Below are 24,465 nucleotides of genomic sequence, written 5' to 3'. Positions count from 1 at the left end.
TGTATTATTCGCTATAGCTTCCCTACGAAATAAATTTGAACTCATCGTACCAGAACTATAGGTTTAGAAAGTAATTTTTTTTCTGTTCATTACATAAAGGTGTACAAGATGTATGCACTCCTCCTTGAACCTTCTTTAATCCTAGTTTTGAAATCGCATTTTTATTTAAACACAAAATAGTTCTCTTTTTATTTTTCATGGCATATCTTTTAGAGTATACTCGGTTGTATTTTATTTTAAAGTATTTATTGTTTTCTTAAAAAAAGAGGTGATTTAAAAAACCACCTCCTCTTCTTATTAGATCAATTATCATATATTTCAATAGCGGCATTTATTAAGATCACCGCTATACCAACTGCTCCTACACCAGTTGCAGCCGTTGCTGCAACAGCTACTGCAGTAGCTACTAAAGCTTGACCACTTACTTCTGTACCTCCATTTACATGTGATAATTCACTATTTGTTAAGTCTCTCATTTTTTAAAATTTATTTTTTAGACTTTTTTGCCTGATCTTGGGCTCCAGCAAGCATACCCGCAGTAACTGAAATCAAAGCTACATCTGCTAGAACAATTGCTGCTATGTATCCAATTAATGGTGCAGGACCTCCACTTACTTCTTGTACTTCATTTATTTTTAAATCTCTCATTTTAAATGTTTTAAAGAATTATTTATTTTTTAATTATCAACCTATTAATTTTTGGCCTCATGCATTCTTTGTGCTGTTTCTCCAATGACTTTACCAACGGCATGCCCACCAGTTATAGCACCTCCAACTAAAGCACCGACAGCAGCAACGGCTTTTACTGCTGCAGGAATTGCAAATACCACAGGGCCTCCAGAAACAACTTCGATTTCTTTAAATTTTAAATCTCTCATTTTTGTAATTTTTAAATTGTTAAACATTATTTTAAATAAAGCGCTTTGTTATCAACAAACATAGAACTTGAAGCAGCTTAAAGACAACACTTAACATTGCGTATTCCAGAAAAACGATCGTTTTTCTGGAATACGGTTTAGATTTAACCATCTAAAAATGAGAACATGACATTTTCAAAAAGTATATATTAAAAAACGCCTGAAAAATTTCAGACGCTAGTAAATCTCAAAGTAATTAAACTCTGACAATAGTATATTAGCAGATCAAAAAAAGTGATCTACAATTCTATTTCTTGCCAACTCAGCACACCATTTAGACATGCCGAATTTGATAATTATTCTAGCTTGCTTACTGGATCTATGAGTGAGGTAATTTTACATTTTCAAAATGGCTAAATTTAAGATTCTAGAAAATCGATCTATTTAAAATTATAAGAATAAAAAAACGCCTAAACTCTATTTAGGCGTTTTTGAAGTATATAACAATATTGGAATTATCAATTATTAACAGATAGTGGGATTTGTAACCGGAACTGTTTTATCATCACAAAACTTATAAGTAAGACCACTAGGGAAACAATCAAATCTTAAGGAGTCCGTTAATTCTGTAATTCCCGGCCTAGTTTGTGTATAAACATTACCTCCTCGTACATTATTAAGTTGCGTAACTTTCATTTTTTTTAGACTAAGTTTTTTTTTGTTTTTCATGATTTTAAATTTTAATTAAACAAAATTCAAGCGCTTTAACACTAACAAACTTAGTATGATACTAGGCACTAATAAAACTGTAATCTAGCGTATTCCAGAAAAACGATCGATTTTCTGGAATCCCGTTTTATTTTAATTAGAAGAGTTTTTTTACTTATGATAGTAAATACAGATAAAGAAGAATTAACAACTACCCAATCATTAGACATTCATCCCATTTGGTCTCAAAAGGGTCTAAATATGATAAAATAGAGAGTCCTATTCCCGCAATCCCTTCAAGTAAATTAATTTCTGGTTTCCAAGTCACCTTATCTTCACCTCCACCTCTCCAAAGCATATATCCCGCATATCCATCCTTATGAAAATCCATCGATATAGCTTCTTTAATCCAAAAATCTGCTGCATCTTTAAAATCTTTATGTTTGGTCTTCTTAAAAAGATGATTATAAATTTGTAAAATTCCGTATGAACCATGACAAAGCCCTGCATCAACAACACCAGCTTCTTTAATATCTGTTCTTTTTGTGGAACGTAGCAAAACTTCTAATGCATTTTGATATAATTCTTTATCCTCTAAAACTTCCGCAGCCCTCAAAAGAGACATTCCAATACCCAAATCACCATAACACCATGCTAATCTAGAACCACCATTTTCTGGTTGTTCATTAAGTACCCAATTTGGAAATGAAGCTGTAAGAGAAGAATCAGTGTTTTTGCAACTGGTTAAATAGTAGGAAGCTTGTCGTATAAGACCTATGATATCTTCCTTAAAATCATCATGTTCTGCCAATCTAGCCAAAAAATTAATCGTACTTGACATACCATGAGATAAACTTAAATTGCAACCTTTTAACCCTTCTTCCCTCTTTAATACCGATTCCCACCAAATTCCATTCGAATGTGATTTAGCAGTTTCTTTTAAACAATTTATTAAATAATCAAGGTGTTTTTTGTAACCAATTTTTAAATCGTTGGATGTAGTTTTTAAATAGCGCTTGTAGAAATAATATCCGTATCCTAATGCTCCATGAAGAAAGTCAAAATTACCTTCTTCAATATCAGATTTCATCATTCGCACTAAATATTCATCTATCCCTGAGGAAAGAAAATCATCATCAAGTTCTATAAACTCTTCTTCTTTCAATATCTCAACTACCCAAGCAGCACCAGCAATGCCATCACAAAATGTAGGATATACATATCCTTCGTTTATAGACTCAAGCGCCTTAGTTATGGTCTCTGCAGCTTTATCGGCATACTCATCATTATCTTTAAACTTTGAATAATAAAACTGAAATAATGAAATCCCTGAAATACCAGAAAGTACTCCTATTTGTTTATTTTCAAGGTATTTTTCCTCTAAAATAGAATGTATTTCCTCTAACTTTTGGTTAAGTCGAACTTCTAAACTCATATAAAATAAAGTATTGATCTAGCCAAATGCCCGATCTAGTTTTGGGATAAATATAGTGTGCAATTACTATTAACATCAAATCTTATTACTCGAAATTCCGGAATCAACTATACTAAAAACTCGAACTACACTTGAAACTTCCTATTGGAGAACCATCTGGTATTTTAGGAGAGGGCAACACTTCAAAAAGTTCAGGTCGCTTTAAGAAATCATTTATTTGTTTTATATAGAACGTGTTATATATTTTAGTCACCCCCTGTTCTTTACTATTTCCTAAAAACGATGATAACTTAAGGAGTTGATCATAGGCAATAGCATTCACTTGTGTATGTGTTTTTTTACTTTTACTAAGATTCATAAGGTGTTTCAACACATTTGTATTTATAGCGTGCCTAATTTCATTATAGTAATTATTTGAAGAATTATTCTTAAACGTAGTTTCTATTAAGGTATCCAACAATTCGTTCAACCCTAATTGTTTATTATCTAAACTCTTTTGTTGTACTAGTCTAGATGCCCTTTCTGGATGTAACAACAAGGTTAAACTCATATCACTAGCAGTCGAAGCGGCTCCTAAAGCATCAAACCCTACCCCAGTTTTTCCTTTGAAAGATTCTCGGGTTCTTCCATATCCAAAAGCTCTAGGAGGAAATAATGATAATTTCTCCTTTGGAATTACAAGGTTCTCAGGAGATAATGTCTGCAGCACTTTTTGAAGTGCATTTCGTTGTTTTTTAGGAGCTATAACTTCAACAACTGTTTGCTTATCACCTTTAGTAGCATAATTGTAATTAAGACCTCCTATTAACTTACTAGTAGCTTCAGTTTGATAACGATGAAAAAAATACAAAGGCACAAAAACATCCTCTAAAACAGAATAAGGTTCTCCTGTTCTAATATTATCAACCGAAAAATTTTCTATGGCTACTCTTCTCACATTCATAACATTCTGCAATTCTTCAGAAGCATCTTTTCCATTATCCCAAAGATGCGCCAATTCATGCGCACCTCCTAACGGTCTTGCATCACTATCTGAAATAAAACGAAGTCCAGAAGTGTATGCTTTATCCAAAATTTTATTGAGTGCCTCTTTTTCATTCTCTCCACTTCCAAATTGCGAATAACTATAGGCGACGGTTACCTTATCCCAATCCCCGATTTTTGTATCATAAGCATTTGACAAATTTACCTTTCCATCTTTGAGAGTAATTGTAGGATGCGGGTAATCCATCACAGAAGCTCTGCCACTAGTACTTGCTGCAAAATTATGAGCAAAACCGATAGTATGTCCTACTTCGTGAGCAGAAAGTTGTCTAATTCTTGCCAGTGCCATTTCTAGCATTGGTTTGTAATTATCATCATTATCTTTAAAAGGCTGATTTAATAATGCTTGAGCAATCAAAAAGTCCTGACGAATTCGTAAGCTTCCTAAACTAACATGACCTTTAAGAATTTCTCCTGTTCTGGGATCGATAACACTAGCCCCGTAGCTCCAACCCCTTGTAGAACGATGCACCCATTGAATTACATTATATCTTAAATCCATGGGATCCGCATCTTCGGGTAGCATTTTTACCTGAAAAGCATCTTTAAATCCTATAGCCTCGTAGGCCTGGTTCCACCATCTGGCACCATCTAGTAATGCTGACCTTACGGGTTCTGGAGTACCTGGATCTAAATAATATATTATTGGTTCTTTCGCTTCGCTTAGCGTTTGATCAGGGTTCTTTTTCTCTAGCCTATGTCTTCTTATATATCTCTTTACAATGGGTTCCTGAATTGGAGTCGAGTAATCCAAATAACTAATAAACAAAGCCCCGCTTCGAGGATCAAATTCTCTTTTTTGATATGTATTATCTGGTAACTCTACAAAAGAATGATGCTGAGTTACCGTAAGAAATTGAGAATTAGGCGCTACCGATCTTATATTTTGCCCAGTTGCTGATCCCTTGTAAGTTAGCAATGCCTCAAACTCAACATTTTTAGGAAAACCTTTGGTTCGCTCTAAACTTAATGCACTTTTTGACAGGTCTACACTGTATTTACCTTCTTTTTGTCTTTTTAAACGAGAAGCCACACCATGCGTATCCTGTAACAAAAAGGGTGTAATATCTATGATGTATCTTTTATCATTTGATTCTTTTATTTCAAAACCAAATAATACCGATTTGGCAAATGCTTGTTGCACACTTCTTTTTTCCAGAACATTATTGGTAATAGCTCTATATCGTTGATTAGGTTGTACCAACAGCAATTTATTTCCTTTTTTAATAAACTTCACTACTACTCCATCTCCTATCTGACCCCGGTCTAGACCGATGTCATTAGATCCTAAACCAGTGGTAAGAGAATGCACATAAAGAAACTCTTTGTCAAGGTTCTCTACTTCTAGGTAAATTTCATCTTTGTCTTCATTATAATGAAAATTAAAATATCCTTGATACGGTTTTAAATTTTTATGTTTCTCTAAAAATTGTGCCGAAGTGGTGCTGTAAATTACAATACATAACCCTAAAAGTAATTGTTTCATTGACGATAGTTTGTGTAAGAAGTTTGAAAGATTTTAAAACTATAAAATAATGTAAAAATTATTTCTTACTGAATTGTTAAATCCTATTTTTGTCAAAAAATTTAGAATCGCAATGATTAACACAGATACTTTACAAGATCTAAGAAAGCGCCTGGTTGCGTTAAGGAGGTATCTTTGACGTTGATGCCAAACTTATTGAAATAGCCAACGAAGAAGAAAAAACATTTGCTCCCGATTTTTGGAACAATGCTCAAGAAGCCGAAAAATTAATGCGTTCACTTAATGCGCAAAAGAAATGGGTTTCAGACTACGAAAAAAGCGAGACTCTGGTAGATGATCTCGAAGTACTTTATGAATTCTTCAAAGAAGGAGATGCTTCGGAAACAGAAGTAGACCAAAAACACAACGAAGCATTGGAGCTTATCGAGGAGCTCGAGTTTAAAAATATGCTTAGTGATGAAGGTGATAGTATGAGTGCTGTCTTACAGATTACGGCTGGTGCTGGAGGTACTGAAAGCTGTGATTGGGCAAGCATGCTTATGCGTATGTACCTGATGTGGGCAGAGAAACGTGGTTTTAAAGTAAAAGAGCTAAACTATCAGGAAGGCGATGTTGCCGGAATAAAAACGGTAACCTTAGAAATTGATGGAGAATATGCATTCGGATGGTTAAAAGGTGAAAACGGAGTACATAGACTTGTTAGAATTTCTCCTTTTGATAGTAATGCAAAGCGTCATACTTCTTTTGCGTCTATCTATGTCTATCCTTTGGCCGATGACAGTATAGAAATTGATATCAGTCCAGCAGACTATGAAATTATAACTTCTAGGTCAAGTGGTGCAGGTGGACAAAATGTAAATAAGGTAGAAACGAAAGTACAACTTACTCACTTCCCTACAGGTATTCAGATTTCATGCTCAGATTCGAGATCACAACACGACAATCGAGAAAAAGCCTTACAGATGCTTAAATCACAGTTATTTGAGCTTGAATTGAAAAAGCAACAGGCACAACGTGATGAAATTGAAGCTTCTAAAATGAAAATTGAATGGGGATCGCAAATAAGAAACTATGTAATGCACCCCTATAAATTGGTGAAAGATGTAAGAACTGCAGAAGAAACAGGAAATGTAGATGCGGTAATGGATGGAAATATAGATGCTTTTTTAAAGGCATACCTAATGATGATGGGACAACAAATAGAAGAATAAAATTATGACAACTATATACCACAATAATAGATGTAGAAAATCGAGAGAAACTCTTGCCATTCTCGAAGATAAAAATGAAGAAATTCAAATCGTAAATTATTTGGAAACGCCTCCTACAGAGAAAGAGTTAGCAGGTATTATTAAACTTCTAGATATTTCTCCGTTGGAATTGGTCCGCAAAAACGAACAAATCTGGAAAGATAATTATAAGGGTAAAGAACATTCTGATGCTGAACTTATCTCAATTATGCATCAAAACCCAAAACTTATTGAACGCCCAATAGTTATTAAAAACGGTAAAGCGGTACTAGGAAGACCACCTGAAAATGTGACAAAAATTCTTTAACCTAACTTTAACGAAGTTGGGTTTAAACCTTCTCTTTTTTCAAAAGTCCAATAAGAATTGGGCATCTTGATAATGGGCTGAACATATCATAAAGTATAGTCAATTAACAGATCGTTAACCCCATTGCACGTGCCCTTTGATACTTTTGAATCACTTTTTTAACATCAATTCATGAAAAAAAAATTATGTGTATTACTAGTGTTAATCACTAGTAGTCTATTTGCTCAACAAAGAGGAGAATTTTCAAACACCCCAATTCGTTTAACCGGTTCGGTTCTGGATCAAGACACCAATGACCCTCTCGAATACGCTACTATTTCATTTTACAGTCTAAAACTGAAAAAAGTCGTTACTGGTGGTATTACCGATGCTCAAGGAAAATTTGATATTGAAATCAACAAAGGTGTTTATGATATAAAAATTGAATACATATCATTCAAAACTCAAACACTTCCAAAAAGAAAGCTTTTCAAAAATACCGATCTTGGCACCATTACACTTGCTTTAGATACCGAATCCTTAGATGATGTTGTTGTCATTGCAGAAAAGACCACGGTAGATATTAAACTTGATAAAAAAATATATAATGTGGGTAAAGACCTTACAGTTCGAGGAGGAACGGTAAGTGATGTTTTAGACAATGTACCTTCAGTTTCTGTAGATGTAGAAGGTACGGTTGCATTACGAGGAAATGATAACGTTAGGATTCTTATCAATGGAAAACCTTCTGGGTTGGTAGGATTAAATAGTACAGATGCACTTCGCCAATTACCTGCAGAGTCGATTGAACGTGTAGAAGTAATTACTTCTCCTTCGGCACGATATGATGCAGAGGGAACAGCTGGTATTCTAAATATTATTTTAAGACGAAGTAAATTACAAGGACTTAATGGTGCTATCACCGTAAACGGAGGATACCCCACTACCGCAGGAGTATCTGGTAACATAAATTATAGAACTGGTGATTTTAATTTCTTTACCACTTCAGGATATAATTACCGAGAAGTTCCTGGTAATTCACTAACAGAAAATCGTTTTTTCAATATAGATGACAGCGGTATTGATAATCCAGACACCTTTTTGAATGAAAAACGCGATTTCGATAGAGAAAGAAAAGGATTTAACACCAACATAGGAGCAGAATGGTATATCAATGAAACTTCGTCGATAACTACCTCGTTTCTATATAGATCACAGGATAATAAGAGTAACACCACCAATATTATTACAGAACCTGATAGTAATGGTGCTATTTTAAGTGAAAACATTCGTTTTGATCCAGAGGTAGAAGATGACATTACCAAACAATATTCCTTAAACTATGTAAAGGATTTTAATGATGAAGGGCATAAATTAACTCTAGATTTTCAGGTTGAAAATAGCAGTGAAGAAGAGCGCTCTAGGATCACACAAGAGAATATTACTGCAATAGAACTGGTAAATACTCTTGAGGATCAGGACCGTATTTTGTTACAAGCAGATTATGTACTTCCTATTGGTAAAAAGAGCCAATTTGAGTTAGGTTATCGCGGGAATTTTAATGAGTTGGATACTGACTACTTGGTGCAAATCGAGGATAATAGTGTAATTACTACCGATACAGATTTATCGAATAATTTAATCTATAGTGAACAGGTAAATGCTGCGTATTCGCAACTTGGTAGTGAATTTGGAAAACTATCGTTTCTTCTTGGACTAAGAATGGAAGCAACAAGAATCATTATAGATCAACAAACCAGCGGTAATTTTAGTAGAAAAAATTATACCGACCTCTTCCCTACTGTTAATTTAGGGTATAAAATCACCGAAAAGCAAAGTCTTACTCTTGGGTATAATCGTAGAATTAGAAGGCCAAGATCTAGATTTATTAACCCTTTCCCTTCACGATCTAGTGCTACAAATTTATTTCAGGGTAATCCAGATTTAGATCCCAGTTATGCAAATGCTTTTGATTTTGGATATCTAAACAGAATGGGGAAACTCACTCTAAACACTTCAATTTACTATACACATTCTACACAGGTATTTACGTTTATTTCTGAAGACACCGGTGATACGGTTATTATTGGTGCAGACGACACCAACCCTGGAACCGAAGTTCCGGTAATACGAAGAACCCCGATAAACCTAACAAATTCTGATCGCTATGGATTTGAATTCACACTTACCTATAGTCCGAGTAGAAAATGGAGAATAAATGGTAATTTCAATGCTTTCCAAAATAGCGTTAGAGGTGAAAACAATGGCGAAAACTTAGATGCAGACAATTTTAGCTGGTTTGCCAGAATGAATAATAAAGTGACACTTCCTGCAAAGATAGACTGGCAAACGAGCATCTTTTATAGAGGTCCGGGTGAAAATGCACAAACCAAAACAGATGGTATTTTTAGCATGAATCTTGCTTTTAGCAAAGACCTTTTCAAAGAAAAAGCATCATTAACCTTTAATGTAAGCGATGTATTTAATTCTAGAAAACGAATAAGTACCTCGACTACTTCTACTTTTATATCAGATAGTGAGTTTCAATGGAGAGAACGAAGTTTTAATCTTGCTTTTACCTACAGATTTAACCAGAAAAAGAAGAGACAAAGATCACAAAGAAATTTTGGCGGAGGAGATGATGAGTTTGAAGGATAAAAGAAAAGGGAACCATTATGGTTCCCTTTTTTATATACGTTAATTGTATATGCTTATTGATTAGCTTTGCGCTTTGCTTCTCTTCTTAACTTAAAGTTTTCAATATTTGCACCAATAATCCAGTAAGGAATTACGAAGGTTAACAAAAAGATCATTAACCAAAATCCAATCGTTAGGATAGTTAAGAATGCTAAAAAGCCAAGATACTGATCAAATTCAAACATAACAATATTCTAATTTTCTATTTTCGCCAAAGATAATAACTCTTATTTAGATGTCATAATAGAAACATAAATTATTTTCATTTCTATAATCATCATCATTTGCCCAGAAAAAACTGAATCTTTATTCAAAAAAGCGTGGTAATTGATTAAATTTGCACTCTTAAAAAAAACAAATCATCATACCTATGGAATATAGAATAGAAAAAGATACAATGGGTGAGGTAAAAGTTCCTTCAGATAAATTATGGGGGGCACAAACCGAAAGATCACGAAACAATTTCAAAATTGGAGCTCCAGGCTCTATGCCACTTGAAATTGTATATGGCTTTGCTTATTTAAAGAAAGCCGCTGCATATACCAATTGTGAACTTGGAGCTTTACCTATAGAGAAAAGAGATCTCATTGCACAGGTATGTGATGAAATCCTCGAAGGAAAACATGATGATCAATTCCCTTTAGTTATTTGGCAAACCGGATCGGGTACGCAAAGTAATATGAATGTAAATGAAGTCATTGCCAATAGAGCGCATCAAATTGCTGGTAAAACTATTGGCGAGGGAGATAAAACATTACAACCCAATGATGATGTAAATAAATCTCAATCATCAAATGACACCTTCCCTACCGGAATGCATATAGCAGCATATAAAAAGATTGTTGAAATCACTATTCCTGGAATCACCAAACTAAGAGATACTTTAAAGAAAAAATCTGAAGAGTTTAAGGATGTGGTAAAAATTGGACGTACGCATTTTATGGATGCGACTCCTTTAACCATAGGTCAAGAATTATCGGGATATGTTTCTCAACTAGATCATGGCCTTAAAGCTTTAGAAAACACATTACCTCACCTTGCCGAATTAGCTCTAGGAGGAACTGCTGTAGGTACAGGTCTTAATACACCAAAAGGTTATGCAAAAAGAGTTTCAGAATTTATTGCTCAGTTTACTGCACTTCCATTTATCACTGCCGAAAATAAATTTGAAGCTTTAGCTGCACACGATGCCTTTGTAGAAACCCATGGTGCTTTAAAACAACTTGCGGTTTCTTTAAATAAAATAGGAAATGATATTAGAATGTTGGCTTCTGGGCCAAGAAGTGGTATTGGTGAGCTAATCATTCCTGCAAATGAACCAGGAAGCTCAATCATGCCAGGAAAAGTAAACCCTACTCAATGTGAGGCATTAACAATGGTATGTGCTCAGGTATTGGGTAATGACGTAGCCATTAATGTTGGAGGTATGCAAGGTCATTTTGAATTAAATGTTTTCAAACCGGTTATGGCTGCTAATCTTTTACAAAGTGCCCAATTATTAGGTGATGCATGTGTATCATTCGATGAACATTGCGCCCAAGGTATTGAGCCTAATCAAGCTAGAATTACAGAGTTATTGAATAATTCTTTAATGTTAGTTACCGCTTTAAATACCAAAATTGGATACTACAAAGCTGCTGAAATTGCAAACACTGCACATCAAAACGGAACCACTTTAAAGCAAGAAGCTATAGCTTTAGGATACGTTACCGAAGAAGAATTTAATGAGTGGGTAAAACCAGAAGATATGGTTGGCTCGCTAAAATAAATTTTAAAACTATTACCAAAGCCCCGTATTCATTGGATTCGGGGCTTTTTTTATTGTGTAAATTTCACTTCGATATACTTTTACTTTGGTTTATTAAAGATTATTTTAATATCATTGTAAAGTTATGTTCGCAAAATTTATTGTTCTTTTTACATTACCTTTTCTTCTGATTTCATCAGAAATTACTCCAGAAACCTATATTGGGAAATGGGAAATCCAAGGAGGTTCGGTTATAGAAATCTATCGTGTCCAAGATATTTTTTATGGTAAAATATTCAAACGTGCTACCAATCCGTTATCAAACTTCAACGGTTTGGATAACAAAAACCCCAACAAAGAACTACGAAGTCGCCCATTACTGGGTATCGATATTCTCGAAAAACTCACCTATAAAGACGGAATTCTATCGGGAGGCACAATTTATAATGCCGATAGTGGAAAGATATACACAGTTAAAGTCTGGATAGATAGCGAAAATAAAGACCTTTGTTATATACGTGCATACAAGAGCTTTCTATTCAAAACATTTAAAGCAAAAAGAGTGAATTAATAAGTTTTTAATTGCAAAATTTATTCTAAAATCATACCATCACAAATACGATATATCAAAAAACCGCATCTCATGGAGATGCGGTTTTCCTATTTTCCTTACTATTTCAGTTCCCCCAATTGCAAAATTTTGTCCCCCAACAAAGTCTTTACAATTTCCTATCTGTGAATAGCGTGGCTGCAAGCTTTTGGTAATTCTTGCAAAAATTCTTGAATAAACTTAAAATTGATTTTAAAGAGTGTCATAATATTCAATGTAATGTTGTTATATACTATCTAAATTTTGATGATGTAAAAGTATTGCTTACTCGCCTTATATGAAATACGTGATACCACGTATATTTATACTACCTATGTATTGCGTGACTTGAAGCTTTTGGTAATTCTTTTACAAATTCTAGAATAAAGTTGAAGTTAATGCCGAATAAATTCATGATTTCTATGTGTATTTTTAATTATTGTGATTGTTGCTTTAAATTTCTGATACAAAAGTATGTTTGAAAACAACACCAAACAATGGGTAAAAACCCCGAAATTTGGGAGGGGGAATTTCCCCTAGCATTAAGTAAAAAAACTTCAAAACCCCTATAAACATTGGGTAAATCAAAAAAGCACGGTAATTACCGTGCTTTTTTAATACTATCATAAATTCGTGTTTTAGGATTTTTCTACAATTGCCTGAGCAGGAACTTCTACCTTTTCAAGAGCTTGATCTAAATCCCAAATCAAATCTTTGGCACTCTCCACTCCTATCGACAATCTAACCAATTGATCTGTTATCTTCATTTCTTTTCTCTGAAGCTCATCTACACCAGCATGCGTCATCGTTTTAGGATGCTCAGCCAAACTTTCTGTACTACCCAGACTAACTGCTAGTTTCATAAGTTTTAGGTTATTTAAAAATGTAAAAGCTTCTTTTTCTCCTCCAACGATATCAAAAGAAACCATAGCCCCAGGAGCCGAACATTGTTTTTTATAAATCGCAAATGCTTCTGTGCCCTCTTTTAGTAATCCTAAATAATGAACCTTATTCACTTTAGGGTGATCTTTCAAATATTCAGCAACTATCTGAGCATTCTGCGTTTGTTGATCCATTCTCACTTTTAAAGTTTCTAAACTTCTTAACATTAACCAGGCTGTATGCGGACTTACCATATTTCCAAGAAATGTTCTTAACGTTTTAACCCGAATCATTAATTCTGCATTTCCAAGAACTGCTCCTGCTATTAAATCACTATGTCCTCCTATGTATTTTGTTGCAGAATATAGTACCAAATCTGCACCACACTGCAGTGGGTGTTGCCATAGTGGCCCCATATAAGTATTATCTACAGCAACCAATACCTTTTTATCTTCGGTACTGTAGGTTTTTGCAATGTTACCAAATCCATCAATATCAACAATATCATTGGTTGGATTTGCAGGAGTTTCCAAATAAATCATGGCTAGCTTATCTGCTTTACCAGAATCTTCAATCATTTGAGTTACTTCTTTGATACTTTGGTTTGGCATAACTCCAATAGTATGAACTCCTATTTTATCTAAAAAATGTTGGATAAAGTGATCTGTTCCTCCATATAAAGGATTACTATACACCAGTAGATCGCCAGGTTTTAAAAACTCTAATAAAACTGTACTAATAGCCGACATTCCACTTTCAAAAACAGCACAATCATCAGCTTTATCCCAAAGACATAATCTATTCTCCAGTATTTCAAGATTCGGATTATTAATTCTACTATATATTAATCCTAATTCTTCTTTTGGTGATTTTTCACGTAAACCATAGGCAAGCTCAAAAAAAGCTTTTCCCTCTTCGGCTGTTTTAAAGACAAAGGTCGATGTTTGAAATATTGGGCATTTTATAGCTCCTTCAGATAACTCAGGTTTATAACCATATGTCATCATTAAGCTCTCGGGGTTAAAGTCGTGTTTTTCCATGGTTTAAAAGTAATTCAAAAAGAAATAAAAACCATTTTTTACACTTTATTAAGAATAAAAAATAAAATTTGAGTTATTGAGAAGAATTATTTTCTATTTTAGTTAAACAGAAAAGACTTTACTAGAAAAATATTATGGACTCTTTGGATAAATCTATATTGCTTTTACTTCAAAAAAATGGTAAAATAACGATCAAGGAAATTTCAGAACGATTAAACCTAACCACTACCCCTATTTTTGAACGAGTAAAACGTTTAGAACGTGAAGGGTATATTAAATCTTATAAAGCAATCTTAGATCGAAAAAAAGTTGGATTACAACTCATGGCTTTTTGTAACATTACGCTAAATCAACACCAAAAGGACTTTATAAAAAAGTTTGAAAAGGATATTCAACAGTTTTCCGAAGTCGTAGAATGTTATCATGTGGCGGGAATGTTTGATTACTTAATAAAAATATATGCTGAAGATATGGAGAGTTATCAGGATTTTCTTTCCAATAAACTGGCATCATTAGAAAATATTTCTAAAGTTCAGAGCTCCTTTGTGATGACCGAGGTTAAAGATTTTTCATTTATGCCAATCCCATAAAAAATAGCATTCCACTTAACAAAACATTTAGAACTCATATAATACCTTTGATAAGGAATTAAATGAAGCAACTACTATGAACATTACAAACGCAAAAGTACTTATAACCGGAGGAAACTCTGGAATTGGTAAGGCTACCGCCAAATTACTTAAAGAAAAAGGAGCTCAGGTTATTATCTCTGGAAGAAATGAGACCACCTTAAAACAAACCGCTCAAGAACTTGGTATAGATTATATAAAAGCCGATGTAACTCTTGAAAATGAAGTTGCCCATATGGTAAGTGAAGCTAAAAGTAAAATGAATGGTCTTAATGTATTGGTAAACAATGCTGGTTACGGATATATATCTAAACTTATTGATATTGAGGCAGACAAATTTACCGACCAATTTAAAACCAATATACTGGGAGCTGCTTTATGTGCCAAAGAATCTGCTAAGCACTTTGTAGCTCAAGAGTATGGAAATATAATTAATATTGGTTCTACATCCTCTTTAAAAGGATCTCCTACGGCGTCACCATATGTTGCTACCAAATTTGCTCTTAGAGGAATGACCGAAAGTTGGAGAAATGAATTGCGCCCTCATAACATAAGAGTAATGCAGGTAAACCCAAGTGAAGTAATGACCAGTTTTGCAGATAACAGAGTCGATACTAACACTTCAGAAAAACAATATACAGAAGCAGAACAAAACACGAAACTTAGAGGACAGGAAATAGCGCATACCATATCTAGTCTCCTAGAAATGGATGACAGAGGGTTTATAACCGAAGCTACTGTTTTTGCAACCAATCCAAAGGTTTAAATCCCTATTCAACTTAAAAAGTCAACCCCATTAACAGAAGTTTTTACTTAGTAAATTCTATACTCTGTTGATGGGTTTTTGATTTTACTGTATTGGTCTTAAAATGGTTTGCAACCATAAGAAGAAAAATAAGAAAGAATATTACCGATCCTATAATAAACATACTGGTCTGAATACTCTCAAATAGAACACCTCCCAGAACCAAGCCAAAAATACTTGCAAAACTCCCCATACTATTTCCATAGCCTTGTATTGCTCCTTGTAAATTTTGTGTACCGGTTTTCGATAATACCGACAAAAAACTTGGCCACATTAAGCCATTTCCTAGAGATAAAAATGTGATTGCGATATACATGATTACAATACTAGAAAAAGAGAGTAAATAAAAACTTAATGATAATAACACGGTACCTGTTATGATGCAACTCACGCTAGAAACTTTTCCTGACAAATATGATAACAACGGGCCCTGTACCAAAATCATAATAGCACTAGAATATGCCAAAAAAATCCCTAACTCTATTGAGCTCCACTCTAAAAGTGTAGATGCATAAATAGGTAATCCTGCATAAAAAAGACTAAATGCTAAAAAGGTTAGAAAATAAACAGCATATAATAAAGGAATGCCATCTATTTTGAGTACATCTCGAAAACCATTACTACTTTCATTTGATTGACCGGTATGACATTCTTTATGTTCTACCTGAAAAAAACGTCTAAAGGATCTAAAACTCAAATTTCCTGTATCTACTACACATGGATTACTTTCTGGAAGTCTAAAAAGAATAACAAAAATAGCTATTAACGATATTAGTGCTGCTAGAATAATAGGAAGTGCTTCCTCCAAAAATGTTGAGGCTAATACTCCTGCTACAGCTGGTCCAAGAACAAATCCGAGACTTGTTGAAGCTCCCATCATTCCAAAATTTTTATCTCTATTATTATCTGTTGATATATCTGATAAATAAGCATTGGCAACAGAAACATTACCCCCAGTAAACCCGTCAAATATTCTAGCTACAAAAATTAAAATTAAAGGTAATGTAATTATGTAATTGCCCGTAAACCCCGATGTCGCTTCCCACAAATTAATTTTGGGTAAAATAAAGGCTAATAGAAATAATGACCACGCTACAAAAGTTCCCGCTTGACTGATAATTAAGACTTTTTTTCTTCCAACACGATCAGACAGTTTCCCCAATACAGGAGCTCCTATCAATTGAAAGAAAGGGTACATTGCTCCCAGTATACCATAAATAAAACCATTTCCTCCTAAATCAATGACAATAAAAATAAGAATAGGAATTACAATGCTATAACCCAGTATACCTATAAAATTCACTAGTAAAATTGGAAAAATACTTTGATTGAGAAAACCGAAAAAACGCATACCTTAAAAATAAGACCGTTTCTTTCAAATACATGTTAAACAATTGCCAATATAAGATGAATATTTAGCTCATAATTTTTACCAGAAGTTCCTTTAAGATATCTCCCTGAGGCAAATTCGCAGCTCCTACTCCTTTTCCTTTTATATCGGCTTCTCTAAGCAAAGCAATAATCTGACTTACTTTTTTCATAGGGTAATTACGAGCAGCTTCTGTGTAGTCTTTTACGAAGTAAGGATTAATTTTTAAAGCACCTGCAACGTTTCGTTGCGATTTATCTGACAGCCCATGATACTGTAAAACCTGAGAGAAAAAGCTGTATAGTAAAGATATTGTAACCACCAAAGGATTATCTTTTGGGTTTTGAGCAAAGTAATTGATGATACGATAAGCTTTTACTTCATTTCGTGAACCTATAGCTTTGCGTAGTTCAAAGTTGTTAAACTCTTTACTTATACCAATATTCTCTTCTATTTGATCTGCTGAAATTTGTTGACCTCGCGGAATAATGAGCTTTAGCTTTTCAAGTTCATTATTAATCTTGTTAAGATCGGTGCCCAAAAACTCTACTAACATTTGTGCTGCTTTGGGTTCGATTCCGTATTTTGATCCCGATAACACTCTTCTTATCCAATCGGCTACCTGATTTTCATAGAGCTTTTTGCTCTCATAGATAATCCCGCTTTTTTGAACAGCCTTATACAGTTTTTTACGTTTATCTATTTTTTTGTATTTGTAGCAAATTACCAATACTGTAGAAGGTTGTGGATTTTCTACATAATCGGTTAGTTTCTCTATGGTTCTTGAAAGATCTTGCGCTTCTTTTACAATTACAACTTGGCGTTCTGCCATCATTGGAAATCGCTTTGCGTTAGCAACTATATCTTCTATAGTAACATCACGACCATATAAAACCATTTGGTTAAAGCCTTTTTCTTCTTCAGCCAGGACATTTTTGTCGATATACTCTGAAATGCGATCTATATAATAGGGTTCTTCCCCCATCAAAAAATAAATTGGTTTAATATTACCGTTTTTAATATCAGTAACAATCTGTTTTACTTCATCCATTCAGAAAAAATCATCAAATTTGTCATATGCAAAAACTAAATTTCCCTGCATATAAGTTTCGACTCAAAAGTAGCGAAAATAAAGTTTCTATTTTTGGTCGAATTCGTAAAAAGTTTTTCATTCTTACTCCCGAAGAATGGGTAAGGCAACATACTATACACTACCTTATTGAAACCAAAAAATATCCTGAGAGCTTAATAAATGTTGAAAAATTAATTAAGGTTAATGATCTAAACAAAAGATATGACATCATCATTTTTAACCCAGATGGTAGTATTAAACTTATTGTTGAATGTAAATCTGCTGATGTAAAAATCACTCAAGATACTTTTGATCAGATTGCGAGGTATAATTTGTCTTTGGATGCAGAATATTTAATGATCACCAATGGCATGCAACATTATTATTGTCAAATGAGTTATACTCTTCAGCAATATACTTTTCTCAGAGATATACCACGATACCAGAAATAAACAAAGGTAGAAATCGCAAAAATCAGTACACCAAATTATTCAATTTAGGGAAATACTTCGGTTATTTTAATGAATTCAACTTTACTTTTGGATTGCGTATTCAACGTTTATTAACTGGCGAAACTAATCTTAAAACCTAAAATTATGAATTCATTCAAAACATTCACTTTAGTGATTATATCTATTGTTTTCTTGATGTTTACTTCTTGCGAAAAAGATGAAGAACCCATCACAGAAATCAATAATAGTCAAGAAAGTATTCCCAAAGACATCATTCAAAAGCTAAAACAAGCAGGCTTCTATACTCAAGAAGGCTTAACAAAAGTAGAAAATGGATATGTGGTAGAATATGATATTTTTCTAACAGTAGAAGAAATAGAAGAATTAGCCAACTCAAATGATGTATTTGCCGAAAATGAAAAGCATTATCGAACAAATAATCTGGTTTCGGGCACAAGAACCATAAGGGTGTATGTAGATCCTGCATTAGGAACTTTTGTAAGAAATTCTACAGATGAAGCCTTACGAAGATATAATGCTCTTAATCTTCGTTTGACTTTTCAAAGAACAACCAATGCGACAAGTAACGATATTCGTATAATAGCGGCAAACCTTGGAGCAGGAACATATGCTCGGGCGGGATTTCCAAGAAGCGGAAGACCTCACAATACAATTCAAATGAGTACTTCTTTTTATGGAGGAACTAACAGGTTGGGAAACACCGTATCGGTTATTGCTCATGAAATTGGTCATTGTATCGGGTTCAGACATACAGATTATGCCAACAGAGCCTTTAGTTGTGGTAGTGGTGGTAATGAAGGTCCTGCAGGTGTAGGTGCAATTCATATCCCTGGTACTCCTACCACACATGCAGTAGCGAACTCTTGGATGCTTGCTTGTATAGGAAGAGAAGTTAATAGACCGTTTATAGCGAGTGACAGAACTGCTTTGCAAAGGTTATATGCAAAAACTCCTCCTCCAACAAGCCCTGTTTCTTTTTATAGATATTACAATAGCAGTGCGGTAAATCACTATTACAGTACTAGCAGAAGTACTCCATCAGGATATAGATACGAAGGTGTACAGTGTAAAATTTATAGTCAACAAGTTCCTGGAACTGTACCCCTGTACAGGTTTTATAACAGCAGCAGGGTAAATCATTTTTATCAACAAAGCCGAAGCACACCCGCCGGATATAGATATGAAGGTGTGGCTGGATATGTTTTCCGTTCTGGAGGAAGTGGGCGAATCCCTTTATATCGTTATTACAATAGTAGTGCTGTAAATCACTTTTATACTACCAATCGAAACGAAGGAAACAATGCTGCTGGATACACCTATGAAGGTGTAGCGGGTTATGTTCTCCGATAACTAATACTCTTAAAATATAAATCTAAAAATCTATTAGTTTTGCCAGTTTTTAGGTTAAAGAATTATTTTAATTTGATTGCAGCTATTTTCAGAATAAACTCATTAATTTGCAGTTGTGAAAATAGCTGTAGTCATATTAAATTGGAACGGAAGAGCTCTATTAGAAGAGTTTTTACCTTCTGTAGTTCAGAACTCGAAAGAAGCTACTGTATATGTGGCAGATAATGCTTCTACCGATGATTCAATAGCATATGTAGAAAAAGAATTCCCTAACATAAAAATTGTTCAAAACAATGAAAATGGTGGATATGCCAAAGGATACAATGATGCTCTTTCTCAAATTGATGCCGATATTTATTGTTTACTCAATAGCGATGTCGAAGTAACCCCGAATTGGCTTTCGCCCATTATTAAAGAATTTAGTGACTCTGAAAAAACTGCTGCTGCCCAACCAAAAATACTGGATTACAAAAAGAAAACTCATTTTGAATATGCTGGAGCTGCTGGCGGATTTATAGATAAATTAGGATATCCTTATTGTCGAGGGAGAATATTTGATACTATAGAAGAGGATAAAGGACAATACAATTATAGTACTCCTATTTTTTGGGCTACCGGTGCTTGTTTGTTTATTCGCAAAGACGTATTTGAAAAAGTGGGTAAACTAGATGAAGATTTTTTTGCTCACCAAGAGGAGATTGATTTGTGCTGGAGAATACAAAATCATGGGTATACCATTATGTACCTAAGCGATTCTACTGTATATCATTTAGGTGGTGCTACTTTGGACACCATGAACCCTAAAAAAACATATCTCAATTTTAGGAACAACTTGTATCTTTTGATCAAAAATGTAAGAAAATCGCACCTGTGGTTTGTTATACTTATCAGGTTGATTTTAGATGGGTTAGCTGGAGCCAAATACCTGTTTGAAGGGAAATTTCCGCACTTTATTGCTGTCATCAAGGCGCATTTCAGCTTCTACCGAAATTTTAACACTTTTATTAAAAAACGCAAAAAACTTTCTAAAACGGGGAAATATTATTCAATTTTTTCCGTTGTATGGCAGTATTTTATTTTAAAACGTAAACATTTTAATCAATTATAAGGTCATATAATAAATTATTGTTAACAACTTAGCATTACGTCACAATTTTAATAATTTTGAGTTATATAACCAGAACAAGACTAAAAACAGATTTTCTAATGAAAAAAGTAATGATTATTGGCGCTTCTATGGCCATACTATTCTCTTCTTGTGTTTCTCAAAAGAAATACGCAGAACTTGAATCAAAACAAAAAGAAACCGAAGATTTATTAAATACTGCAACCGTTAAATTAAATAGTTGTTTAGAAGAAAAAGCAAGTTCTTCATCTCAATTAAAAGTATTACAAGATCAGGTGTCTAACCTTAAGAACCAGAATTCTGCATTATTAAACAATGTAGGTAACCTTGCTACGCTTTCTACTAAAGAAGCTGAGAATCTTGAAAAATCTTTAGAAAGCATCAAAGAAAAAGATTTACAAATCAAAACCATGAGAGATGCCCTTACCAAAAAGGATTCTGTTACTCTTGCCCTCGTAACAAGTCTTAAAGGAGCTCTTGGTAACCTTGCTGATGAAGACATTGAAGTAAATGTTGAAAAAGGAGTGGTTTATGTTTCGATTTCTGATAAATTATTATTCAAGAGCGGTAGCTACAATGTTTCTAGTCGTGCTCGAGAGGTACTTGGTAAAGTTGCCAAAGTAGTTAATGACAAACCAGATATTGAATTCTTAGTTGAAGGTCACACTGATAATGTGCCTATTAAAAACAAAGTTTTATTAGATAACTGGGACTTAAGTGTAAAAAGAGCAACATCTGTTGTTAGAGTATTACAAAATGACTTTAAAGTAGATCCTAAGCGTATGACTGCTGCAGGAAGAAGTTATTATGTTCCTGTTGCTGGTAATGATACAGCAGCAAATAAAGCTAAAAACAGACGAACAAGAATCGTAGTACTTCCAAAACTTGATCAATTCTATAATATGATCGAGGACGGAATGAAAAAAGCTACTCAAGGAGGAAACTAAGAACTTACGTTCCTTAAAACAATAAGAAAAGGCTATCCAAATGGATAGCCTTTTTTATAGCTTGATTTGGACTAAGTCTAACCTCATATTCTTTCTTCTTATTACTGTAAATATTTCTTCTTTATAATCCCATTCTTTCCAATTAAAGCGATCTAACCGTCCTTTCTTTTAATACAATATTCAGCAAATAAAGTTCAACTACAACTTGTTACAATTAAATAAGAACTTTCTGTAAAACCTTATTAATAGTGGTTTCACGTTCAAAAAAGAGTGCACTATTATATACAACTAAAAAAGCGACACTTACGTATCGCCTTTATTGTGGTTATAAAACTAATTAAAAACAATTAAATACTAATTTGTTTCATGAAAGTTCTGTCATTTACATTAAAGTAAATATAATAATCTCCCGCTGGTACTCCCGTAAAGTTATAGGCTCTTTGTACTACTTGGTCTTCGCTTTCTAACACTTCTTCATTTAACATATTACCGTCTTTATCATAAATTGATATTTTTACCGGAGAGTTTTCAGTTTTTGTAACCATGGTTCTTGCGATTAAATTCTCCACAAGAACTTTTGGTTTAAAAATAGTTACCGAAGAATTATCTATTAATGCAACTCCTTTATCATTTTTAATTACTGGAGTTACTTTTACATCAAATTCTGTTTCCGTTTCTACAAAATATACACCATGCTCTACCGTACTTAGGTTAAAATACTTTCTATACGATGGCATCGCTTCTAAGGTTACATTAAATAATACAGTTCCTGAATAATCTTTTAGATAAAGTTTCTGTCCTTTACTAATATTTGCTAACGATACGTTGATCGTAGAAGAGTTCTCGATTTTTACTGATAAAACATCTGAAGCTTTTACTGCAGTACTTAACAAGATTGCGAATAAAGCTAAGCTAACGTTAATTACTCTTTTCATAACTTTCTGTTTTTGTTGTTAATATTTCTCGGTACAAATGTATAGCACCATCTTTCATCAAAACACAACAATATTTGCATATATATGTGCTATATTAACCCTGCAAAGTACTGAAAAACCATACGTAAGCTAATTTAACATATTATTTGTGTTAAATTTACAATTACTTAACAGGAAACATATCATATTCGTAAAGAAAAACAGTTGCGACGTAAGCATTACTAATAGAAAAGAAAAACTCTATGAAAGTAAATAAACCATCACTAGAAAAGATAGTTCCAGAATTTGGTAGCTCATTATATTATGAAACATTTTCAGAAGAGAATAAAAACAAGGCTCCTATTTGGCACTATCATCCTGAAATAGAGATCGTCTACGTAAATGGAGGAACAGGAAAAATGCAAATTGGCAGTCATATGTCTTACTATAGAAATGGTGCCCTAATGCTTATAGGGTCCAATTTACCACATTGTGGTTTCACCGATGGTATGACAGGAAACAGTAGTGAAACTATCATACAAATGTTACCAAATTTCTTAGGAGATTCCTTTTTTCAAATTCCTGAAATGATTTCTATTGGTAAATTGTTACATCAGGCTCAGAAAGGTATAACGTTTCATGGTGATACCAAACGTAGTATTGGTGCACAAATAGAATCCCTAAAACAACTAGAGCCTTTTGAAAAACTGCTTGGTATTTTACAAATACTGAAAGAAATGGAAAAAACCGATGATTATACTATTCTAAATGCTGAAGGTTTTATGATAGAAACCGAATTACAGGATAACAACAGAATAAATCTTATTTTCAATTTTGTGCAAAAAGAGTTTAAAAGACCTATCCCTTTAGAGGAAATTGCTGATATTGTGAGTATGAGTGTTCCCGGATTTTGTAGATATTTCAAAAAAGTAACCAGTAAAACCTTTATACAATTTGTAAATGAATACAGACTAGTACATGCTGCTAAGCTATTGCACGAACAACAAATGAGTATTGCAGATGTTTGTTACGAGAGCGGATTTAGTAATTTCTCACACTTTAGTAAACTTTTTAAACAATTTACCGGAAAAACTCCTAGTGTTTATAGGAACGAGCTCAATTTTATAGTATCTTAAATAATATCAACTGCCCCCTTACCTTCTCTAATTAATTCGGGTTCATCACCAGTGAGATCGATAACTGTTGAAGGTATGTTATCACCATACCCCCCATCGACTACCATATCAACCAAATTATCCCATTTCTCAAGAATAAGTTCTGGATCTGTAGTATACTCGATTACTTCATCTTCATCATGAATAGATGTTGATACAATGGGGTTTCCTAGCTCCTCTACAATTGCGATACAAATGTTATTATTTGGAACCCGAATTCCAACGGTTTTTTTCTTTTTAAATACGGTAGGTAAATTATTACTCCCAGGCAAAACAAACGTATAAGGTCCTGGTAGTGTTCTTTTAAGTAATTTAAACGTACGATTATCGATTTGTCTTACATAATCAGAAAGATTACTTAGATCTTTACATATAAAAGAGAAATTAGCTTTCGCTAGTTTAACTCCTCTTATCTTAGCGATTTTTTCTAGTGCTCGGTTATTGGTAATATCACAACCCAACCCATAAACTGTATCTGTAGGGTAAATAATTATACCCCCATCTCGTAAACAGTCTACCACTCTTTTTACCTCTCTGGGATTTGGATTTTCATTATATAACTTGATATACTCGGCCATACAGGG

The 24,465-nt window shown here is 33.7% G+C and carries 23 protein-coding genes; 12 read left to right on the top strand and 11 right to left on the bottom strand.

Annotation, left to right across the window (positions count from 1 at the left end; genetic code table 11):
* Positions 1-302: 302 nt before the first annotated feature.
* From M0D21_RS21495 to M0D21_RS21470, 6 genes are all read right to left on the bottom strand, one after another.
* Positions 303-476: a hypothetical protein gene (locus M0D21_RS21495; RefSeq protein ID WP_248333355.1), complete on the bottom strand. Its 174-nt coding sequence runs from the start codon at positions 474-476 to the stop codon at positions 303-305.
* 10 nt (positions 477-486) lie between these two features.
* Positions 487-648 carry a hypothetical protein gene (locus M0D21_RS21490; protein WP_248333353.1) on the bottom strand — a complete coding sequence of 54 codons (162 nt, stop codon included), beginning with the start codon at positions 646-648 and terminating at the stop codon, positions 487-489.
* Between the two features lie 44 nt (positions 649-692).
* A complete protein-coding gene (locus tag M0D21_RS21485; protein ID WP_248333351.1) occupies positions 693-878 on the bottom strand; it encodes a class IIb bacteriocin, lactobin A/cerein 7B family in 186 nt (61 codons plus the stop codon).
* A gap of 504 nt (positions 879-1,382) precedes the next feature.
* Positions 1,383-1,586, bottom strand: a complete 204-nt coding sequence (locus M0D21_RS21480) for a hypothetical protein (protein WP_248333349.1) — start codon at positions 1,584-1,586, stop codon at positions 1,383-1,385.
* Between the two features lie 190 nt (positions 1,587-1,776).
* A complete protein-coding gene (locus tag M0D21_RS21475) occupies positions 1,777-3,000 on the bottom strand; it encodes a lanthionine synthetase C family protein (protein ID WP_248333347.1) in 1,224 nt (407 codons plus the stop codon).
* Between the two features lie 112 nt (positions 3,001-3,112).
* Complete coding sequence (locus M0D21_RS21470) at positions 3,113-5,530, bottom strand: zinc-dependent metalloprotease (RefSeq protein ID WP_248333345.1); 2,418 nt, start codon at positions 5,528-5,530, stop codon at positions 3,113-3,115.
* 112 nt (positions 5,531-5,642) lie between these two features.
* Between M0D21_RS21470 and prfB the strand changes: the two genes are divergently transcribed.
* From prfB to M0D21_RS21445, 5 genes are all read left to right on the top strand, one after another.
* Positions 5,643-6,741 (top strand): peptide chain release factor 2 gene (prfB, locus tag M0D21_RS21465; protein ID WP_248333343.1). Its coding sequence is split into 2 segments (ribosomal slippage): positions 5,643-5,705 and positions 5,707-6,741, totalling 1,098 coding nucleotides; the frame shifts between segments, so codons are not numbered across the junction.
* A 4-nt stretch (positions 6,742-6,745) separates the two neighbouring features.
* A complete protein-coding gene (gene arsC / locus M0D21_RS21460; RefSeq protein ID WP_248333341.1) occupies positions 6,746-7,087 on the top strand; it encodes an arsenate reductase (glutaredoxin) in 342 nt (113 codons plus the stop codon).
* Between the two features lie 171 nt (positions 7,088-7,258).
* Positions 7,259-9,724, top strand: coding sequence for a TonB-dependent receptor domain-containing protein (locus M0D21_RS21455; RefSeq protein ID WP_248333340.1), 2,466 nt, complete (start codon positions 7,259-7,261; stop codon positions 9,722-9,724).
* A gap of 409 nt (positions 9,725-10,133) precedes the next feature.
* The gene (fumC, locus tag M0D21_RS21450) at positions 10,134-11,531 is read left to right on the top strand and encodes a class II fumarate hydratase (RefSeq protein ID WP_248333339.1); all 1,398 of its coding nucleotides are present in this window, start codon (positions 10,134-10,136) and stop codon (positions 11,529-11,531) included.
* A 124-nt stretch (positions 11,532-11,655) separates the two neighbouring features.
* Entirely contained in the window at positions 11,656-12,081 is a 426-nt protein-coding gene (locus M0D21_RS21445) for a DUF2147 domain-containing protein (RefSeq protein WP_248333337.1), read from the top strand.
* A 656-nt stretch (positions 12,082-12,737) separates the two neighbouring features.
* Here M0D21_RS21445 and M0D21_RS21440 read toward each other — a convergent pair.
* Complete coding sequence (locus tag M0D21_RS21440) at positions 12,738-14,021, bottom strand: cystathionine gamma-synthase family protein (protein WP_248333335.1); 1,284 nt, start codon at positions 14,019-14,021, stop codon at positions 12,738-12,740.
* A gap of 143 nt (positions 14,022-14,164) precedes the next feature.
* Here M0D21_RS21440 and M0D21_RS21435 point away from each other — a divergent pair, with 143 nt between their 5' ends.
* Positions 14,165-14,611 (top strand): Lrp/AsnC family transcriptional regulator, encoded by a 447-nt coding sequence (locus tag M0D21_RS21435; protein WP_248333333.1) that lies wholly within the window; start codon positions 14,165-14,167, stop codon positions 14,609-14,611.
* A gap of 76 nt (positions 14,612-14,687) precedes the next feature.
* Positions 14,688-15,416, top strand: a complete 729-nt coding sequence (locus M0D21_RS21430) for an SDR family oxidoreductase (protein WP_248333331.1) — start codon at positions 14,688-14,690, stop codon at positions 15,414-15,416.
* A gap of 43 nt (positions 15,417-15,459) precedes the next feature.
* Here the strand turns inward: M0D21_RS21430 and M0D21_RS21425 are convergent, their stop codons facing one another.
* On the bottom strand, positions 15,460-16,758 hold the full coding sequence (locus M0D21_RS21425; protein ID WP_248333328.1) for an MFS transporter: 1,299 nt from the start codon (positions 16,756-16,758) through the stop codon (positions 15,460-15,462).
* Between the two features lie 112 nt (positions 16,759-16,870).
* A complete protein-coding gene (holA, locus tag M0D21_RS21420; RefSeq protein ID WP_248333326.1) occupies positions 16,871-17,875 on the bottom strand; it encodes a DNA polymerase III subunit delta in 1,005 nt (334 codons plus the stop codon).
* A gap of 26 nt (positions 17,876-17,901) precedes the next feature.
* Here holA and M0D21_RS21415 point away from each other — a divergent pair, with 26 nt between their 5' ends.
* From M0D21_RS21415 to M0D21_RS21400, 4 genes are all read left to right on the top strand, one after another.
* Positions 17,902-18,348: a type I restriction enzyme HsdR N-terminal domain-containing protein gene (locus M0D21_RS21415; protein ID WP_248333325.1), complete on the top strand. Its 447-nt coding sequence runs from the start codon at positions 17,902-17,904 to the stop codon at positions 18,346-18,348.
* 144 nt (positions 18,349-18,492) lie between these two features.
* On the top strand, positions 18,493-19,719 hold the full coding sequence (locus tag M0D21_RS21410) for a M57 family metalloprotease (protein WP_248333323.1): 1,227 nt from the start codon (positions 18,493-18,495) through the stop codon (positions 19,717-19,719).
* A 115-nt stretch (positions 19,720-19,834) separates the two neighbouring features.
* Positions 19,835-20,827, top strand: coding sequence for a glycosyltransferase family 2 protein (locus tag M0D21_RS21405; RefSeq protein WP_248333321.1), 993 nt, complete (start codon positions 19,835-19,837; stop codon positions 20,825-20,827).
* 98 nt (positions 20,828-20,925) lie between these two features.
* The gene (locus M0D21_RS21400) at positions 20,926-21,792 is read left to right on the top strand and encodes an OmpA/MotB family protein (protein ID WP_248333319.1); all 867 of its coding nucleotides are present in this window, start codon (positions 20,926-20,928) and stop codon (positions 21,790-21,792) included.
* A gap of 347 nt (positions 21,793-22,139) precedes the next feature.
* On the opposite strand, the gene M0D21_RS21395 is transcribed toward M0D21_RS21400, so the two are convergent.
* Positions 22,140-22,727: a hypothetical protein gene (locus M0D21_RS21395; protein ID WP_248333317.1), complete on the bottom strand. Its 588-nt coding sequence runs from the start codon at positions 22,725-22,727 to the stop codon at positions 22,140-22,142.
* Between the two features lie 242 nt (positions 22,728-22,969).
* On the opposite strand from M0D21_RS21395, the gene M0D21_RS21390 reads away from it, so the two are divergent.
* Positions 22,970-23,842: an AraC family transcriptional regulator gene (locus tag M0D21_RS21390; protein WP_248333315.1), complete on the top strand. Its 873-nt coding sequence runs from the start codon at positions 22,970-22,972 to the stop codon at positions 23,840-23,842.
* On the opposite strand, the gene M0D21_RS21385 is transcribed toward M0D21_RS21390, so the two are convergent.
* Positions 23,839-24,459 (bottom strand): L-threonylcarbamoyladenylate synthase, encoded by a 621-nt coding sequence (locus M0D21_RS21385; protein ID WP_248333313.1) that lies wholly within the window; start codon positions 24,457-24,459, stop codon positions 23,839-23,841. The genes M0D21_RS21390 and M0D21_RS21385 overlap by 4 nt on opposite strands.
* Positions 24,460-24,465 lie beyond the last annotated feature (6 nt).

Source organism: Aquimarina acroporae, from assembly GCF_023195925.1.
GTDB classification, from domain to species: Bacteria; Bacteroidota; Bacteroidia; order Flavobacteriales; family Flavobacteriaceae; genus Aquimarina; species Aquimarina acroporae.
This window is presented reverse-complemented; position numbering and strand designations above follow the sequence as displayed.